General features: G+C 70.8%; 15 protein-coding genes. 7 read left to right on the top strand and 8 right to left on the bottom strand.

Going from position 1 to position 16,847, the window contains the following annotated elements:
* Window positions 1–340 precede the first annotated feature (340 nt).
* A complete protein-coding gene (locus tag ABD481_RS27075; RefSeq protein ID WP_344668581.1) occupies window positions 341–2,644 on the top strand; it encodes an acyltransferase family protein in 2,304 nt (767 codons plus the stop codon).
* Between the two features lie 57 nt (window positions 2,645–2,701).
* Here the strand turns inward: ABD481_RS27075 and ABD481_RS27080 are convergent, their stop codons facing one another.
* On the bottom strand, window positions 2,702–3,388 hold the full coding sequence (locus ABD481_RS27080) for a response regulator (RefSeq protein ID WP_344668582.1): 687 nt from the start codon (window positions 3,386–3,388) through the stop codon (window positions 2,702–2,704).
* Complete coding sequence (locus ABD481_RS27085; protein WP_344668583.1) at window positions 3,372–4,541, bottom strand: GAF domain-containing sensor histidine kinase; 1,170 nt, start codon at window positions 4,539–4,541, stop codon at window positions 3,372–3,374. Before ABD481_RS27085 ends, ABD481_RS27080 begins: the two co-directional genes overlap by 17 nt.
* Window positions 4,542–4,874: 333 nt before the next feature.
* Between ABD481_RS27085 and ABD481_RS27090 the strand changes: the two genes are divergently transcribed.
* Both ABD481_RS27090 and ABD481_RS27095 read left to right on the top strand, forming a co-directional pair.
* Window positions 4,875–5,579, top strand: a complete 705-nt coding sequence (locus tag ABD481_RS27090) for an SDR family NAD(P)-dependent oxidoreductase (RefSeq protein WP_344668616.1) — start codon at window positions 4,875–4,877, stop codon at window positions 5,577–5,579.
* Between the two features lies 1 nt (window position 5,580).
* Window positions 5,581–6,744 carry an S-adenosylmethionine:tRNA ribosyltransferase-isomerase gene (locus tag ABD481_RS27095; protein WP_344668584.1) on the top strand — a complete coding sequence of 388 codons (1,164 nt, stop codon included), beginning with the start codon at window positions 5,581–5,583 and terminating at the stop codon, window positions 6,742–6,744.
* 148 nt (window positions 6,745–6,892) lie between these two features.
* Here the strand turns inward: ABD481_RS27095 and ABD481_RS27100 are convergent, their stop codons facing one another.
* The 3 genes from ABD481_RS27100 to ABD481_RS27110 are packed head-to-tail and all read right to left on the bottom strand — an operon-like array spanning window position 6,893 to window position 8,771.
* The gene (locus tag ABD481_RS27100; RefSeq protein WP_344668585.1) at window positions 6,893–8,017 is read right to left on the bottom strand and encodes a methyltransferase domain-containing protein; all 1,125 of its coding nucleotides are present in this window, start codon (window positions 8,015–8,017) and stop codon (window positions 6,893–6,895) included.
* Window positions 8,010–8,498 (bottom strand): glycine-rich domain-containing protein, encoded by a 489-nt coding sequence (locus ABD481_RS27105; protein ID WP_344668586.1) that lies wholly within the window; start codon window positions 8,496–8,498, stop codon window positions 8,010–8,012. Before ABD481_RS27105 ends, ABD481_RS27100 begins: the two co-directional genes overlap by 8 nt.
* 33 nt (window positions 8,499–8,531) lie before the next feature.
* Window positions 8,532–8,771: a hypothetical protein gene (locus ABD481_RS27110; protein WP_344668587.1), complete on the bottom strand. Its 240-nt coding sequence runs from the start codon at window positions 8,769–8,771 to the stop codon at window positions 8,532–8,534.
* 65 nt (window positions 8,772–8,836) lie between these two features.
* On the opposite strand from ABD481_RS27110, the gene ABD481_RS27115 reads away from it, so the two are divergent.
* The gene (locus ABD481_RS27115) at window positions 8,837–9,964 is read left to right on the top strand and encodes an NsdA family TPR-like regulatory protein (protein ID WP_344668588.1); all 1,128 of its coding nucleotides are present in this window, start codon (window positions 8,837–8,839) and stop codon (window positions 9,962–9,964) included.
* Window positions 9,965–10,331: 367 nt separating this feature from the next.
* On the opposite strand, the gene ABD481_RS27120 is transcribed toward ABD481_RS27115, so the two are convergent.
* A complete protein-coding gene (locus ABD481_RS27120; RefSeq protein ID WP_344668589.1) occupies window positions 10,332–10,979 on the bottom strand; it encodes a hypothetical protein in 648 nt (215 codons plus the stop codon).
* Window positions 10,980–11,085: 106 nt separating this feature from the next.
* Here ABD481_RS27120 and ABD481_RS27125 point away from each other — a divergent pair, with 106 nt between their 5' ends.
* Together ABD481_RS27125 and ABD481_RS27130 are read left to right on the top strand one after the other, a co-directional pair.
* Window positions 11,086–11,484: a DUF1801 domain-containing protein gene (locus ABD481_RS27125; RefSeq protein ID WP_344668590.1), complete on the top strand. Its 399-nt coding sequence runs from the start codon at window positions 11,086–11,088 to the stop codon at window positions 11,482–11,484.
* 63 nt (window positions 11,485–11,547) lie between these two features.
* Window positions 11,548–11,961: a PaaI family thioesterase gene (locus ABD481_RS27130; RefSeq protein WP_344668591.1), complete on the top strand. Its 414-nt coding sequence runs from the start codon at window positions 11,548–11,550 to the stop codon at window positions 11,959–11,961.
* A gap of 385 nt (window positions 11,962–12,346) precedes the next feature.
* On the opposite strand, the gene ABD481_RS27135 is transcribed toward ABD481_RS27130, so the two are convergent.
* Both ABD481_RS27135 and nicT read right to left on the bottom strand, forming a co-directional pair.
* Entirely contained in the window at window positions 12,347–12,823 is a 477-nt protein-coding gene (locus tag ABD481_RS27135) for a DUF4442 domain-containing protein (RefSeq protein ID WP_344668592.1), read from the bottom strand.
* A gap of 9 nt (window positions 12,824–12,832) precedes the next feature.
* Window positions 12,833–14,047 carry a Nickel transporter NicT gene (gene nicT, locus ABD481_RS27140; RefSeq protein ID WP_344668593.1) on the bottom strand — a complete coding sequence of 405 codons (1,215 nt, stop codon included), beginning with the start codon at window positions 14,045–14,047 and terminating at the stop codon, window positions 12,833–12,835.
* 472 nt (window positions 14,048–14,519) lie between these two features.
* Here nicT and ABD481_RS27145 point away from each other — a divergent pair, with 472 nt between their 5' ends.
* On the top strand, window positions 14,520–16,805 hold the full coding sequence (locus ABD481_RS27145) for a transglycosylase domain-containing protein (protein WP_344668594.1): 2,286 nt from the start codon (window positions 14,520–14,522) through the stop codon (window positions 16,803–16,805).
* Window positions 16,806–16,847: the final 42 nt, after the last annotated feature.

Here is a 16,847-nt window from a genome sequence, read left to right on the forward strand (position 1 = left end):
GGGTTTCGCGAGGCTTGAGTGCGCATTTAGATTCGCTATTCCATTCGATAATGAGGGGTGGCGAACCCGTCAATATAAGGGTCCTTATTCAATAGCGCCATGACAGCGCTTGGTTACCGGCGCGAAACCTCTGGTGTCCCTGCGCCGGCGCGTACCGCCCGCCGGGCTGTCGGCGCTGGAGGACAAGCCTGGGCCGGACGGGTGATTCAGGATCCTTCCCCCGCCGGAGCGGGTTGACGTATCGGGGCAATTGGTACACAAGGTGGTGCGCCCCGGGTCGGGGCGGTGCGCGCGGCCGGCGGCCGCCGCATCGGTGCACTACCTCGGGTTGGCGGAGCGCATGGAACCTGACGAAGGCTCGCGGGAGCTTCCGCGTCATCGGTTCGCGACGTTGCCGGTCTTCGGCCCGGGCGCGCGGCCGTTCCACGGCGGCGCCGCGAGCCCGCGCCGGCCCGCCGATCCGGGCCGCATCCGCGCGCTCGACGGCCTGCGCGCGGTCGCGGTGGCCGTCGTCCTGCTCTACCACGCGGGCGTGGCGGGGGCCCGGGGCGGGTTCCTGGGCGTCGACGTGTTCTTCGTCCTGTCCGGCTACCTGATTACCGGCCTGCTGGCCCGCGAGTACCTCGCCGCGGGCGCCATCGCCCTGCGCCGCTTCTACTTCCGCCGCGCACGCCGGCTGCTGCCCGCGCTGTTCACCGTCATCGCGGGAACCTGCGCCTTCGTCGTGCTCGCCCTGCCCGGCGAGGCGGCGGCCTTCCGCGACGACGCCACAGCCTCCCTGGCCTACGTCACCAACTGGTGGTTCGTCGCCAAGGGCCAGTCGTACTTCGGCGGCACCGGCCGCCCGAGCCTGCTGCTGCACCTGTGGTCGCTGGCCGTGGAGGAGCAGTTCTACGTCGTGTGGCCGGTGTTCCTGCTCGTCGCCCTCGGCCGCACTGGCCAGGCAGTGCACGCCGAGCGGGTCAGGGCCCTGTGGCGTGCCGTCGGCTGGGCCACGCTGCTCTCGGCCTGCTCGATCGGCCTCACCGCGCTGCTCTATTCGCCGTGGCGCGACCCGTCCCGTATCTACTACGGCACCGACACGCGCGCGTTCGAGTTGCTCATCGGTGTGATCGCCGCGCTGCTCCAGGTCGCCCGCGCGGGCCGCGCCGAGACCGCCGGAACGGCTGGAGCCGCCAGAACCGCTGGAGCCGCCAGAACCGCTGGAACCGCTGGAACTACCGGGGCGACCGGAGCCGCCGAAGCCGCACCCTTCGACAAAGCCCGCCGCATCGCCCTCGAATCAGCGTCCTTCCTCACCTTCGCGGCCATCCTGTGGTCGTTCACGGCGGTCTCGCCCACCGGGTCCGCCCTCTACCCGGCCGGCCTGCTCGCCCTGTCCCTGGCCGCCGCCGTGCTCATCAGAACCCTGGCAGCCGGTACCGCCGTCGCCGCCCTGCTCGCCACCAAGCCCTTCGTCTGGCTCGGCGAACGCTCCTACGCGCTCTACCTCTGGCACTGGCCGATCTTCGACGTCACCCGGCCCGGCACCGACCTCTCCTGGTCCCCGGCGACCGCGTTCCTGCTGCGGATCGGTCTGTCGGTCCTGCTCGCCGACCTCACCTACCGCTTCATCGAGACCCCGATCCGCCAGGGCGCGCTCGGCCGGGCCCTGGCCCGCGCCCGGACCGCGTTCGGCGACCGCCGCCCCGGCATCCCGCTGGCCACCGCCGCCACCGTGCTGGCCGTCGTCCTGGCCTCGGTCATGCTCACCGACACGCTGCTGACCACCGCCGCGGCCCACCCCGCCGACGCGCGCGCCGTCGCCGTCGACACCGGCCCGGCCGCGGCGCTCGCCGGGGGCGCCGCGCCGCGCGCCATCGGCACGTCTCCCGCCAACGGCGCCGGCGCGAAGCCCCGGACCCAGCCCGAGCCGCATGCCGCGATCCCCGACGTCGTCCCCGCCTACCCCACGGCCCTGCCGCCGCCCCCGCAGCACCCGCCGCGCGTGGCCCTCATCGGCGACTCCCAGGGCATGACCCTCGCCCTGAACAGTCCGCCCGACACCGCCGCCTACCTGACCCTGCTGGACGCCACCACCGAAGGCTGCGGCCTGCTCGGCGGCCGGATCACCAGCAGCTCCGGCAGCCGCCGCGACCTGGACGCGGAGTGCGGCCACCCGGCCGCGAAGTGGGCCGCCCGGGTCCAGCGCGACCACGCCGACGACGCCGTGCTGATGATCGGCGCCTGGGACCTGTTCGACGAGCAGGTCGACGGCACCGCGCTGGCGTTCGGCACCCCGGCCTGGGACGCCTACTTCACCGGCCGCCTCGCCGACGCCGCCAAAGCCCTGAAGGCCACCGGCCTGCCGCGCCTGGACCTGGCCCTGCTGCCCTGCTACCGCCCGGTCCGCACCGCCGGGTCCGGCGGCGGCCTGTGGCCGGAGCGGGGCGACGACAGCCGTGTCGCCCATGTCAACACCCTGCTGTCCGCCTACGCCAAGGCTTCGGCGGGCCAGATCCGCGTGCTGTATCCGCCCTCGGAGTTCTGCCAGGACGCGGCCATCTCCACCAGCCGTGCCTACCGCTGGGACGGTGTCCACTACTACAAGCCCGGTGCCCGGCTCTATCTGCGTACTGCGATTCCGCAGCTGCTGGCGCGGTAGCGGCGAGGACTGCGAGGGGTCGGCGGTCAGCCGAGCGAGTGCAGCCCGCGGAACCGGCTATTGGCGCCGCGGGGGTCCGCCGCCCTCGTCCTCCGGCGCGATCCCGTGCCGCACGGCCCACAACGCCGCCTGCGTCCGGTCCGCGACCCCGAGCTTCATCAGGATGTTGGACACGTGCGTCTTCACGGTCTTCTCCGCCAGCACCAGCGCCCGGGCGATCTCGCGGTTCGCACGTCCCTGCGCGATCAGCACCAGGACCTCCCGCTCCCGTGCGGTCAGCGGCGCGACCTGCGGGCCGGGGTCGGCGGACGCGGAGCCGGAGTCCAGCAGCGCGGCGGCGACCTCCGGCTCCAGCAGCACGTGGCCGGCGTGGACCGAGCGGACCGCGGTGGCCAGCGCGGCCGGGTCGACGTCCTTGTAGACGTAGCCCCGGGCCCCGGCCCGGATCGCCGGGACGATCATGCGGCGGTCGGTGAAGCTGGTCACCACCAGCACCCGGGACGGCGACCCGGCCTCCCGCAGCAGCTCCATCGCGCCGACGCCGTCCACGCCGGGCATCACCAGGTCCAGCAGGATCACGTCCGGGACCAGCTCGGCGGCCCGCTCGGCGCACTCGGCCCCGTCGGCGGCCTCGCCGACCACCTCGATGCCGTCCTGGAGCTCCAGGAAGGTGCGCAGGCCCTGGCGGACCATGCGGTGGTCGTCGGCGATCAGCACCCTGATGACCTCAGGCCGCGCGGCCACGGTCCACCTCCAGCCGGATCGTCGTGCCCTGCCCGGGCGCCGAGGTGACGGCCAGGCGGCCGCGCACCGATTTGGCGCGGTCCCGCATCGACACCAGGCCCAGGCTGCGGCCGGCCCGGCGGACCGCGGCCGGGTCGAAGCCGGCGCCGTCGTCGGCGACCTCCAGCAGCGCGCCGCCGCAGGCCCCGGTGCCGGCCGGGCAGTGCTCGGCCAGGCGCACGCTGATGGTCGAGGCCCCGGCGTGCCGCAGCGCGTTGTGCAGCGCCTCCTGCGCCACCCGCAGCAGCACCTCCTCGGCGGCCGGGGACAGGGCCCTGACGTCGGCGCCCTGGAACCGGACCCGGGGGCCGCCGGCGCTCTGGTTCACCCGGTCCAGCACCTCCACGTGCTTGCGCAGGGTCACCGCCAGGCCGTCCTCGTCCAGCTCGGCGGGCCGCAGCTCGACCACCACCGAGCGCAGCTCCTCGGCGGCCTCCCGGGCCAGCGCCGCGACCTGGTCCAGCTCGGCGCGGGCCCGCTCCGGGTCGCGGTCGAGCAGGTCGGCGGCGGCCTGCGAGGTCAGCCGCAGCGCGAACAGCTTCTGGGCGACGGCGTCGTGCAGCTCGCGGGCCAGGCGGTTGCGCTCCCGGATGATGGCCAGCTCGCGCTCGCGCTCGTAGAGCCGGGCGTGCCGCAGCGCGATGGCGGCGTGCCCGGCCAGCACGCCGAGCAGCTCCTCGTCGTCGGCGGTGAAGCCACCGGGCTTGTTGGCCAGGAAGATGGCGCCGAGGATCTCGTCGTCGTCCCGGATCTGCAGCCCCAGGAAGGCGCTGAGCTCCGGATGCGCCTTGGGCCACCAGCCGAAGCGCGGATCGCGCCGGATGTCGGGCAGCCGCTGCGGCGCCGGGTCCTGGAGCATCACCGCGAGCATGCCGTGCTGCCGGGGCAGCGGCCCGATCCGGGCCCACTGCTCCTCGCTGACGCCGTCGACCAGGAACTGCGCGAAGCTGCCGGCGCCGTCCGGGATGCCCAGGGCCGCGTACTCGGCGCCGATCAGCTCCCGGGCGGTGGCCACGATGGTCTGGAGCACCTCGTCGGTGGCCAGGTGGCGGCTGACCGCGAGCACCGCGGCCGACAGGCGGCGCATGGTGTCCAGCGGGTTCTGCGGGCTCATGTCCGCAGGGTATCCCCAAAGATCGTCCGGCCCCATCGGACCCGGGACCGGGCGGGCCTAGGCCGATGGTCCTAGGACCATTGGACCGGAAGGAGTCCGGTCCCGGGCCCGATCCCGGGCGCCGCCGGGCGGAGCAGGCTGAAGGACATGAGCGACGCAGGCACCACAACGAACGACGCCGGCCGCCCGGGTTCCGTGACTCCGGACGCCGGCGCGGGAACCGGCCCGACCGCCGCCGCGGTCTCCGGCCCGATTTCCGACACAGTCTCCGACTCGGTCTCCGACACAGTCTCAGCCCCGGTCTCCGGCACCTGGAGCGGCAACCCGGTGGCCGTGATCACCGGCGCCTCCCAGGGCCTCGGACTGGCGCTGGCCCGCAGCCTGGCCGAGCGCGGCTGGTCCCTGGTCATCGACGCCCGGACCGCGCAGAAGCTGGCCGCCGCCGACTACGAGCTGTCCAAGCTGACCACCGTCATCGCCATCGCCGGCGACGTCACCGACGACGACCACCGCGCCGACCTCGCCGAGGCGGCGGCCAACCTCGGCGGCGCCAGCCTGCTGGTCAACAACGCCTCCGCGCTCGGCGGCTCGCCGCTGCCGGCCCTGGCCGACTTCCCGGTCCCGGACCTGCGGACCACCTTCGCGGTGAACGTGCTGGCCCCGCTGGCCCTGGCCCAGCTGCTGCTGCCGCAGCTGCGGCAGCACGGCGGCGAGATCGTGAACATCTCCAGCGACGCGGCGGTGGAGCCGTACGCCGGCTGGGGCGGCTACGGCGCCTCCAAGGCCGCGCTGGACCACGCCTCGGCGATCCTCGGGCTGGAGGAGCCGAAGGTCCGGGTGTGGGCGGTGGACCCCGGCGATCTGCGCACCCAGATGCACCAGGACGCGTTCCCCGGCGAGGACATCAGCGACCTGCCGCTGCCGGAGACCGTGGTGCCGGGCTTCCTGCGGCTGATCGACGAGCGGCGGCCGTCCGGCCGTTACCAGGCCTCGGACCTGCTGCCGAAGGCGGCCGTGGCGGACGCGGAGGTGGCTTGAGATGACGGCGACCCTGACTGCCACGATCCACCAGGCCCGCGCCGCGGCGGCCGGAGCCCGTACCCCGGCGCAGCCCGGCAACCCGCTGGGGGAGGGCTTCCGCGTCGCCCCGGACCTGCTGGCCGGCCGGCCCGCCGAGTCCCGCGGCCTGAACCGCGACGAGGTCCGCCTGCTGGTGGCCCGCGGCCAGGGGGACGACGACCCCGAGGTCGGCCACTACATCTTCGCCGACCTGCCGGAGGTCCTGGAACCCGGGGACCTGCTGGTGGTCAACAACTCCGGCACGCTGCCGGCGGCGCTGGACGCCGAGGACCTCGACACCGGCGCGCGCCTGGTGCTGCACGTGTCCACCGGCACCCCGGACGCCCCCGACGCCTGGATCGTCGAGCTGCGCCGCCCGACCTCCGACGGCGCGACCAAGCCGTTCGCCCTGACCGCCGGCTCCGAGGACCCGCCGTCCCCGGGCCGCCCGGGCCTGCGCCTGCGCGTGACCGGCGGCGCGACGGTGACCCTGCTCCGCCCCTACACCCACCGCCTGTGGGTGGCCCGCCTCGACCTGGGGGCGTCGGTCGCCGACTACCTGACCCGCCACGGCCGCGCGATCCGCTACGACTACGTCGACCGCGACTGGCCGATCGCGGCCTACCAGACCGTCTTCGCCGCGATCCCCGGCAGCGCCGAAATGCCCAGCGCCGCCCGCCCCTTCTCCGCCGACCTGGTCGCCCGCCTGGTCGCCAAGGGCGTCCACATCGCCCCGATCACCCTCCACACCGGCGTCGCCTCCCCCGAGGCCCACGAGAAGCCCTACGCCGAGTGGTACTCGGTCCCGGAAGCCACGGCGGACCTGGTGAACCTCGTCCGCTCCCGCGGCGGCCGAGTGATCGCCGTCGGCACGACCGCCGTACGAGCCCTGGAATCAGCAGCCGACGAGGAGGGAACAGTCCACGCCAGCCAAGGCTGGACCGACCTGATCATCACCCCGGACCGCGGCGTCCGCGCCGTCGACGGCCTGATCACCGGCTTCCACGAACCCGAGGCCTCCCACCTGCTGATGCTGACCGCGATCACCGGCCCGGCCCTGATCCGCGCGAGCTACGACGCGGCGCTGGCGAACCGGTACTTGTGGCACGAGTTCGGGGACGTGAACCTGATTTTGAATCGGTGATAGCGTTCGGCCGCAGGTCAGATGGCGCAAGGCCCCCATCCCGTCGGGTGAGGGCCTTCGCGAGCTGCCGATCAGACCTTGAAGGCCTGGCACTCGGCCCACTCCGTCCCGGGAGGCACAGCCCGGGACGGGAGTCTTGCTCAGCCGGTCAGGGCAGATCGCTGATCGGCTGGTCTGCGTTGTCGAGCCAGATCGTGAATGTCTCGCCGTCGCTCGTCAGGCCGAACCGGTCGGTCGAGGGGCGACCCCACGACCGCCACCGCCGATAAGCCTGTTCGACCTCGTCCCACAGGTCGCGGGGTCCGGCCTGCTCGACGGGGTACTGCGCGACCTCCATGGACGCGGGGGTAGAGGTGCGCGCCCACGAGCCTTGTCCGTCCCAGAGAGTCACGGTGGTGGTCCCGAGACTCCGATCGGTCGTGCCCAGCTTGAACACGTCGGGTAGCTGCGCGCCGATGGCGAAGGCCGCTCCGAGCTTCCGCCGATCGGTGACCTGAGGGCACCGAAGCCACGTGCTTGAGAGCTTCGGATCGGTCGGGCGTCCCGGTTGCTTGTCGCTGAAGGCCATAGCTCGCGCGGGCATGTACTTCAGGTTCGGAACGAACCGACCGATCGCGACGCCGTCTTCCACGTCGAGCACGGCGGAGGCGGACGAGTCGTACGCGTTGAACCACGGCGCGAAGATCTGACCGCGCGGGCACGCCTCGATCCACGAAGCGGGCAGGGACGACACGGAGCACGTAGCCACGAGTCGATCAAAGCGACCTAAGCCGTTCAGGTTCAGCCCGTCCCCGTGAATCACGGTCACGCCGTCGTGCCCGGCCTTGGCGAGGTTCGCCTCCGCCTTCCGGACAATGTCCGGGTCTACCTCGATCGTGGTCATGTTCAGATCGCCGACGCGCTGAGCGATCACGGCGGCGTTGTAGCCCGTCCCGGCCCCGATCTCGCACACCTTCTGTCCGGCGAAGATCCGCACGGCTCCCAGCGTTTCAGCCATTGCCATCGGCATCGACGAGGACGACGTGGGAGTGTTGCCGTCCATCTGCGTGACCACGCCGACGTCCGGCCGATAGACGGAGGACAGCCAGGCTTCCGGATCGGTGTCGCGGTCGATCTCCCACGCTTCCGTGACGTTGTTCGAGAAGTGGGCGTGTGTCGGGACGAACAGTTCCCGGGGAGTCTGGGCGAACGCGTCGCGCCACGTCGGGGGCAGCCCCGTGTGCGCGGCGAGGACGTCCGCCAGATTCTCGGCACGCCGGTTGCTCTCACCCATGGAAGTCGTCGCCGTCGCAGTCCGCCCCGCAGCCCTGGCAGTGGCACCCGGTGCTGTCGGTGTCACAGCTCGCGTGGAGCTTCCACAGCTCCGGGATGACGTGGTACCCGGCGGCCTCGATCGCGGTCGTCGTACGGCCCAGGAGCTCCACGGGTTCGGCCGCCCTGTGGTTGTCGGTCGGGTTGTGGTCGATGAAGCTCCCGTACTTCGCCATGCAGTATTCGCGGTAGTCGCGGGTGTGGATCACGAAGGCGTGCCACCCCTGATCGACGAGCGTGGACGGGGTGAGGGGGCCGTCCGCGTGGGCGATCGCCGCGAGGAACACAGCGGTCTGATCCACGATCTGTTCGGCGAGTTCGTCAGTCAGCGGCACCAGGAGACGCCAGTCCTTGTGAACCCGCTTCACCAGCTTGAGCGCCAGGCCTTTGCTGAAGAGGCCCTGACCGATCTCGGCCGACACCTGTTCGATGATCGCAGTCATGCTTGATCCCTCCTGATCGTTGGATTGAGTCGGTCACCCGCCGCCGGAGCCCTGGCGGGAATTCCGGCGTCCGGCGGCGGGGTCTTGAGGGGGCGTGCAGGCCGTGCGATATGCGCGCGGGTGTCCCATCACCGCCAGGTAGTCACCGGTTATGAGCATGCCGAGGTTCGGCGCATCGTCGAGGAGGAAGGTCGCCATGGGTGCCCCGTACGGGGGCTCCTCGGCGAGGTCCACCACCGGACGTCGAAGCCCCGTGCCTTGATCAGTGCTCATACATGACAGGATGAAGCCGGTCCCACCTGCGTTGATACGACTTAGGGGTATTCAAGGGTATTCAGATGGAGATGACGATCGGGGAAGCGCTCCGCGCGGCTCGCCTGGCCGCCGGGGTGTCTTTGGACGCCATGGCACCCCGGGCACACTTCTCGAAGCAGCACTTGAGCAACGTCGAGACGGGCAAGCGGGCCGCATCGCCCGCCGTCGTCGCCGCCTATGCGGAAGCGCTGGGCGTGCCCACGGAAACCTTGATGGACCCGCTCCCCGACCCGCTGCGGGTCGCACACGAGTGGCTCGTCACGGACTCACCTCAGGTTGTGGAAAGCCGCTCCGGCCGGAACGTGGGCGCGTCGCTCGCGGGCGAGGTCGAGGGACGCGTCATCGAACTCCGGCACCTGGACGACCGCTTGGGCGGCGAAGACCTCGCCCCCGTCGTCGAGGAGGAGCTACTGGACACCGAACAGATCGTCCGAGATTCGGCCTACTCGGACGCTGTCGGCCGCCGACTACTCATCTCCGTGGGAGAGCTGGCGCAGCTCGCCGGCTGGGTGGCCTCAGACGCGGGGAGCTACCGCCAGGCGGAGAAGCATTACTTGTCGGGCGTCGGCGCGGCCACGCGTGCCGGGGATCGGCCGCTAGGGGCCAATCTTCTATCCTCCCTCGCGTACCAGATGGCCAACGTCGGGAAGCCCGCCGACGTGCGCGACGCGCTCTTGTTGGCTCGCACCGCGGTCAAGGGCGCAGACGGGGCAACCCCTACGGTTCAGACCCTCCTCCTTGAGCGTGTGGCGTGGTCGGCTGCGAGGGCGCGGGAGGTGGGGACCGCCATGCGGACGCTCGACCAGGTGGATGACGTCTTCGAGTGCCGCTCCCCGGGGGATGAAGATCCTGAGTGGGTGTACTGGATGAGCCGTGACGAGATTTCGACTATGCGAGCGCGGGTCTTGGTGGAACTCGGCCGCCCGTCTGACGCCGAACCGCTGCTCTTGGACGTCCTGTCTCGCTACCCGGAGGATGCTCACCGGGAGTCGTCCCTCTACTGGTCGTGGCTCGCGGAGGCATACGCACGAGCGGGAGAACTCGACCAAGCGCGGCAGGCGCTCGATACGGCGGCAGGCTACGCGGCACAGGTGAACTCACCCCGAGCGGACAGCCGCCTTGTGGTGGTGCGTGGACTGCTCCCCGGGTAATCCAAACGTGGCCGGAGGCGATCGCGACGGCCGCCCGGTCCCAACGGCGGCACGCGGAACAGCAATGCGGCTGAGGCCCCCGACCGGTTTGGGTTTGGGCGCGAGCGACACGCGGGCGAACGCGAAGACCATCACGATCAGCTCAGACACGGCCGACGACATGTCCAGCCGCCACCAGATGATTGCGTCGAAGTCCGCCGGGCGGGCGAGCCAGTGACCCAGCTCCGGCCACGAGAATGGGTCCACCTTCGAGGCGGACACGTCGAGGTCTTCCGCAACGCCCACGACCTCAGCGCCGCGCCGCTCAGCCTCAGATTTTGAATCGGTGAACGCAAGCGCTGAGCGCCGGCGCCCGGCGTCCCACGCCCTACAACCGATCGATCCACCTGAGGATCCCCGAGTCGATCCCGGTGTGGAAGATCAGGTCGACGATGCCGAAGACGATCAGCGCGGCGATCAGGGCGCCCAGCGACACCAGCAGCGTCCGCCACATGCTCAGGGCGCCGATGAGGATTCCCGCCGTCATCAGCCACCATCCCAGTCCCAGGGACGATGTGAGGTACGGGGTGGACTGCACTTCGCCGGTGCTGACCTTGTACGGCGACCCGTGGAGTGCGGGGAGGAGTCCCTGTTGTCCGTTCGACGGCATCGTGGTGTGGCCGAACTGGACGGCCAGGCCGATGAACAGCACGCAGCCGACGAGGAACGTGATGTGGAGGATCGCGTGCAGGACGCCGCCGCCGATGCGTGCGGCGTCCGCCTCCGCGAGCATGGCCGCCAGGCGGATGAAGACGAACAGGAAGAACGGCAGGATGTGCGACCAGGTCGCGACGTGGGCGAACCGCCAGGTGCTGATGGTCTCGGTGAACGCCTGGATCTTGTGCCCGTCCACGACGCCCGAGCCGCCCGGCGGCGCGTAGTGAAAACTGATGAACGCCAAAGGCAGTGAGATCGCCATCAAGACGGCGCCCACCAGCATGCCGGCCATTTCGATGCCGGTGTCGTCATCCCCCACGGCGAGCGACGGTATCAGGGCTCAGAGGCCCCGGATATCCGGGAAACCATACCGCCCGGCCTGTCGATGCCCACGTCAGGCCGGGGTCGGGGGTGATGATGGGGCTATGTCGTACTCCAAGGATCCTCGCGTCGACGACTACATCAACACCCTGCCGGCCTGGCAGCGGGCGGTGTGCCGGCAGGTCCGGGACCTGGTCCACGCCGCCGACCCGGAGGTCGAGGAGACCATCAAGCGGACGGTGCGGCCGTACTTCGTGCTCAAGGGCAACATCTGTGCCCTGATGGGGACCAAGGACCACGTCAACGTGTTCTTGTACGACGGTGCCATCGTGCCCGACCCCGAAGGCATCATCACCGCCGGCCACGACAACAAGACGGCGCGCACCGTCGCCGTCCACGAAGGGGAGGAGCTGCCGGCCGAGCCGTTGGGGGCGATGTTCGCGCAGATCATCGCGAACAACCGCGCCGGCGGGTGGCGGAAGCTGAAGGCGGGGGAGAGCTAGCAGGAGCGGCGCGGGGAGGGGTCCCCTTTGTTCGCGCCGATCCGACCGGGAGAATGAGGGCCCATGATCACCCTCGACCTCGCGGCGGCGCGGAAGGTCCTCGCCGCCCAGCCGTTCAGCATGCTGGTGGGCGCCCGCATCATGGCCTTCGAACCGGGCCGCGCGCTCCTGGCCCTGGACATCCGGGACGACCTGAAGCAGCAGAACGGCTTCCTGCACGGCGGGGTCCTCGCCTACGCCGCCGACAACGCGATCACCTTCGCGGCCGGCACGAAGCTCGGACCGGAGGTGCTCACCAGCGGGGTGACGATCAGCTACCTGCGCCCCGCCTCGGGCGCCACGCTGGAGGCCGAGGCAAGCGTCACGTACGCGGGACGGCGCCAGGCGGTCTGCCGCTGCGACCTGATCGCGGTCAGCGAGGACGGCGCGCGGACACTGTGCGCGGTGGCGCAGGGATCGGTGCTGTCGGTCGCGTGACGCGCCGGCGCCCTCTGCCCGCCAGCGCTTTCTGCCGCCGGCACTTTCTGGCCCAGCACTCTCCGACCCCCAGCACTTTCCAACCGCCAGCACTTTCCAACCCCCAGCACTTTCTGACCCAGCACTCTCTGGCCCCAGTGCTTTCCGACCCCCAGCACTTTCTCGCCCAGGCTCTCTGACCCCCAGAGCTTTCCGACCCCCAGCACAGTCGTCCGGCCGGCGATTTCCGGCTGACAGGGTTTGGCTCCGGCTCGTTCCGGTCAACCGGTGACCGGCCCGCCTCGGCGCGGCCCAGGGTGAGAATAGGGAAACCGCCCGTCGCGTGGCTGGGTCACGCGGCGGGCGGTTGGCTTGTCCCCTTTACAGAGGCAGAGGTGCGTCCGGCTCAGCTGTTGGGCCGCAGCGTCCAGACGATCGTCATCTCCCCGGTGACGGCGTCGTCGTTGTCCCGCTGGATCCGCACGTGGACCGGGAACTCCGGCCGCGTGCCGCCTTCGAGCTCGGCGATGATCTCCGGGATCGGGCGCCCCAGGGTGGCGGTGGCCGTGATGTCGCCGCGCGCCACCTTCTTGAAGTCGATGGTGGCGGTCGTCGGCAGCGGCGTGGCCACGGCGGCCAGGTGGCCGAAGGCCGCCACCACGACCGCGCCGGAGGCCGACTCGGCCAGGGTGAACATGGCGCCGGCGTGCGGGCCGCCGACGTGGTTGCGGTACTCGGGCTGGTCGCGGAACTTCAGGACGGCGCGCTCGGTCGTCGTCTCCACGTACTCCAGGCCCAGCGTGCCCACCATGGGCACGGCGGCGGTCAGGAACGCGCCGATGTCGAACGGCTCGGCCTCGGCGGCGGTGGTCTCAGCGGTCATGCCCCGATCCTACTGGTCGGTAACTTCCTGGGCCACCGGGAGTTCGCCGCCCGCCGTGAGTCCGCCCGCCGTGACCCCGCCCGCCGCGAGCCCGCCCCCCACCCCGGCCAGCCCCGCCGTCCACTTCTCCTCGATCCGCCCGAACTTCCACACCGCGATCGCCAGCAGCCACACCCCGACGAACACCCCGACGATCGCGAACCCGATCGTGTTCAGGTCGATGCCGCCGACCCAGTCCCAGAACCCGCCGCTCCAGCCCAGCTTGTCCGACAGGATCCCGAGCAGCTCCACGGTGCCGATGATCAGCGCCACCGCCACCGACAGCCCGGTGATGGTGATGTTGTAGAAGACCTTGCGCACCGGCTTGGAGAACGCCCAGCCGTAGGCGAAGTTCATGAACGACCCGTCGATGGTGTCCAGCAGCGACATCCCGGCCGCGAACAGGATCGGCAGGCACATGATCGCGTACCAGGGCAGCCCCGCCGCCACCGACGTCCCGGCCAGCACCAGCAGGCTGATCTCGGTCACCGTGTCGAAGCCGAGCCCGAACAGCACGCCGATCGGGTAGATCTGCCACGGCGCCTTCACCGACTCCATGGCCTTGCCCAGGAACCGGTTCATGAAGCCGCGCTTGGCCAGGTGCTCCTCCAGTTCCGCCTCGCTGTAGACGCCCTGGCGCATTTGCCGGAACACCTTGACGATCCCGACCAGGATCACCAGGTTGAAGATCGCGATCAGGTACAGGAAGGTCCCCGACACCGTCGTGCCGATGACGCCGCCGACGCTGTGCAGCGTCGAGTTGTCGTCGGAGAGCTGCACGCCGACGGCCTTCAGCCCCAGCGACAGCAGCAGTGTCAGCGTGAACACGATCGTGGAGTGGCCCAGCGAGAACCAGAACCCGACCGACAGCGGCCGCTTGCCGTCCGCCATCAGCTTGCGCGTGGTGTTGTCGATGGCCGCGATGTGGTCGGCGTCGAACGCGTGCCGCATGCCGAGGGTGTAGGCGGTCACGCCGGTGCCCACGCCGAACATCCCGGCGCCCAGCTTGTAGTGTTCCGGGACCACGACCGCCAGCAGCAGGCCCCAGCCGACGACGTGCAGCAGGGTGATGAAGCCGAACATGCCGCCGACGCGGCCCCATTCGCGCGGGGTCAGGCTGCCGCGCAGGCGGGCCAGGCGGGAGGTGCCGGCGGCGCTCGCCGCGCTCGCGGTGGTGGCTGTCATGGCGCTGCGCGCCCCCCTCGGTTCGGTGTGCGGTGGTTCGGTGTGCCGTGGTGCGGTGGTGCGGTGGTGCGGTGGTGCGGTGGTGCGGTGGTGCGGTGATTCGGTGTGCGGTGGCGGGGCGGATCCCCGTGCCGTCCCAGACGCGATTATTTTGCAGTTGCGAAGAGTTCGCAACTACTCGACGTGTGCGCGGCGTGTCACTAAGAGCGATGGGAGCGGATTCACGCCCCATTCCTCCGGATTCCTTAAGGTGCCGATGGTCTGATGTATGGACGACGCGCAAAAATGGTCCTCGGAAGACGGCACGTTTACCGGGTCTGGCGCGTTGCCATGCAAAACATGCGTCACACGCAACACAAAGACAGCACGAGAACCACGCAACACCGCACAGCAGAACCCGCACTGCACAACACTGAACACACCACCTGGCGGCCACGGGGGCCGGACGGTCCGGTAGAAGGAGTCGACGTAGATGGCCCTGGGTGGGAAGCGCTTCATCGACTACCCCCGACGGGGCAAGACCGGGGTCCGGCGCTGGATTCCGTCCTACCGCCTGATCGGCGCGGTCTTCCTCGCCTTCATCATGCTGCTGACCGGCGGCGCCTGGGCGGTCTACGCCTCCATCTCGATCCCGCCGATCAATGAGTCGGTGACCCAGCAGCACCTGACCGTCGTCGACCGCAACGGTGTGGTGCTGGGGCGGCGCGGGCCGGAGATCCGGCAGGACGTGCCGCTGTCGAAGGTTCCCGAGGGTGTACAGAACGCGTTTCTGTCCGCCGAGGACCGCAACTACTGGTCCGAGAGCGCCATTTCGCTGACGGGGACGGCGCGCGCCGTCCTCAACGACATCGGCGGCGGGGACACCCAGGGCGGCTCCACGATCACCCAGCAGTACGTGAAGAACGCCTACCTGACCGACGAGCGGTCCTTGTCGCGCAAGATCAAGGAAGCCGTCATCGCGATGAAGATCTCGGACAAGCAGTCCAAGGGCGAGATCTTCCAGGGGTACCTGAACACCGTCTACTTCGGCCGTGGGGCCTCCGGCGTGCAGATGGCGGCCCGGGCCTGGTTCAGCAAGGACGTGGACCAGCTGTCGGTCGCCGAGGGCGCGGTGCTGGCCTCGCTGGTGAACGCGCCCTCGTACTTCGAGACGGCGCAGAAGGACCCGCAGGCCATGGCCAAGCTCAAGGGCCGCTGGGCCTACGTGCTGGACGGCATGGTCACGATGGGCAAGCTGAGCAAGTCCGACCGCGACGCGCTCCAGTTCCCGTCCCTGGCGCTGTGGCCGCGGCCTTCCAGCGACCAGGACGCGCAGTACCCGTACCTGGTCGAGGCGGCGATCGCCGAGGCGCAGACCAAGACCGGCCTGAGCCGGGAGCAGCTGGTCACCGGCGGCTACACGATCAAGACCACGTTCGACGCCAAGATGCAGGACGCGGCCGCGGCGGCGGTGAAGAACCAGATCACCGACCAGCTGGACCCGGCCAAGCGCGACGTCGACAAGTACGTGCAGGCCTCGGTCGCGACCGTGGTGCCCGGCGACGGCGCGGTGCGGGTGCTCTACGGCGGCGACGACTACGCCAAGCAGGCGTTCAACGCCGCCTGGCAGGGGACGCTGTCGCCGGGGTCGTCGTTCAAGACCTTCGCGCTGGCGGCGTACCTGCAGGCCGGCGGGTCGGTGAGCGACACCTTCGACGGCGACTCGCCGTACCGGGTGCCCGGCGGCAACACGCTGATCCCGAACGAGGGCGGGCAGAGCTACGGGCCGGTCTCGGTCCAGTACGCGCTGAACCAGTCGATCAACACCGCGTTCGTCGAGCTCGGCGAGAAGATCGGGATGACCAAGGTCGCCGACGCCGCCCGGGCCGCCGGGGTGCCGGTCGACGTCAAGAACCAGAACGTGCCGGCCCTGCCGCTGGGCGTGGTGTCGACGAACCCGGAGCAGATGGCCGCCGCCTACGCCACGTTCGCCGCGCACGGGCAGCAGGTGGATCCGTACACCGTGACCAGCGTCGAGCAGGGCGGGAAGGCCGTCTACTCGCACCAGAGCCTGGCCAAGCAGGCGTTCACCCCCGATATCGCCGACCAGGTGACGCGGGCGCTGCAGGGCGTGGTGGTCGACGGCTCGGGGGCCGGCGCGGCGCTGTCCGACGGCCGCGACGTGGCCGGCAAGACCGGCACCACGGACCTGCCCGGCGACGGGACGAAGCTGGGCTCGGCGTGGTTCGTCGGCTACACCCCGGGGCTGTCCACGGCGGTCGCGGTGTGGGGGGAGAAGGACGACGGCACCCTGACCGCGATCAACGGCCTGGGCGGCAAGACCGTCGGCGGCGGGGCGCTGGCCGCGCCGCTGTGGTCGGCCTATATGAACAAGGCGGTGGCCGGGACCCCGGCGCAGTCGTTCTCGTTCTCGGCGCAGAACAACCAGCCGCAGCCGATGAACCCGGTGAGCCCGACCGGCAGCACGCCGACCGGGCCGAGCACGACGCAGGGGCAGCCCAGCCAGAACCAGACCGGCCTGCCGAGCCCGCCGAAGCCGACCGACGGCTCGACGCAGACCTACCAGCCGACGGCGACCGGCGGCCGGCCGACCGGGGGGCCGGACACCTCGTCGAAGTCGAGCAGCGGCGGGAAGACGAACCAGCCGAGCAGCACGGGGTCGGGGAGCAAGTCGTCGTCCGGGCCGACGACGGGGACGGTGCCGAATCCGCCGGCGACGACGAGTGGATCGGCTACTGGCGGGCCGGTTCATAACTGATCGGGTGGTGAGGCGGCTGGTCGGCCGGTCGGTCAGCCGGTC

Source organism: Catenulispora yoronensis, assembly GCF_039531695.1.
In the GTDB taxonomy this organism is placed as follows: Bacteria; Actinomycetota; Actinomycetes; order Streptomycetales; family Catenulisporaceae; genus Catenulispora; species Catenulispora yoronensis.

What these genes read in the sequence shown, in the direction of transcription:
- ABD481_RS27095 (WP_344668584.1), top strand. Translation starts at nt 5,581, where the DNA reads ATGACGGCGACCCTGACTGCCACGATCCACCAGGCCCGCGCCGCGGCG.
- ABD481_RS27075 (WP_344668581.1), top strand. Translation starts at nt 341, where the DNA reads ATGGAACCTGACGAAGGCTCGCGGGAGCTTCCGCGTCATCGGTTCGCG.
- ABD481_RS27100 (WP_344668585.1), bottom strand. Translation starts at nt 8,017, where the DNA reads ATGGGTGAGAGCAACCGGCGTGCCGAGAATCTGGCGGACGTCCTCGCC.
- nicT (WP_344668593.1), bottom strand. Translation starts at nt 14,047, where the DNA reads ATGACAGCCACCACCGCGAGCGCGGCGAGCGCCGCCGGCACCTCCCGC.
- ABD481_RS27110 (WP_344668587.1), bottom strand. Translation starts at nt 8,771, where the DNA reads ATGAGCACTGATCAAGGCACGGGGCTTCGACGTCCGGTGGTGGACCTC.
- ABD481_RS27125 (WP_344668590.1), top strand. Translation starts at nt 11,086, where the DNA reads ATGTCGTACTCCAAGGATCCTCGCGTCGACGACTACATCAACACCCTG.
- ABD481_RS27145 (WP_344668594.1), top strand. Translation starts at nt 14,520, where the DNA reads ATGGCCCTGGGTGGGAAGCGCTTCATCGACTACCCCCGACGGGGCAAG.
- ABD481_RS27105 (WP_344668586.1), bottom strand. Translation starts at nt 8,498, where the DNA reads ATGACTGCGATCATCGAACAGGTGTCGGCCGAGATCGGTCAGGGCCTC.
- ABD481_RS27135 (WP_344668592.1), bottom strand. Translation starts at nt 12,823, where the DNA reads ATGACCGCTGAGACCACCGCCGCCGAGGCCGAGCCGTTCGACATCGGC.
- ABD481_RS27085 (WP_344668583.1), bottom strand. Translation starts at nt 4,541, where the DNA reads ATGAGCCCGCAGAACCCGCTGGACACCATGCGCCGCCTGTCGGCCGCG.
- ABD481_RS27115 (WP_344668588.1), top strand. Translation starts at nt 8,837, where the DNA reads ATGGAGATGACGATCGGGGAAGCGCTCCGCGCGGCTCGCCTGGCCGCC.
- ABD481_RS27130 (WP_344668591.1), top strand. Translation starts at nt 11,548, where the DNA reads ATGATCACCCTCGACCTCGCGGCGGCGCGGAAGGTCCTCGCCGCCCAG.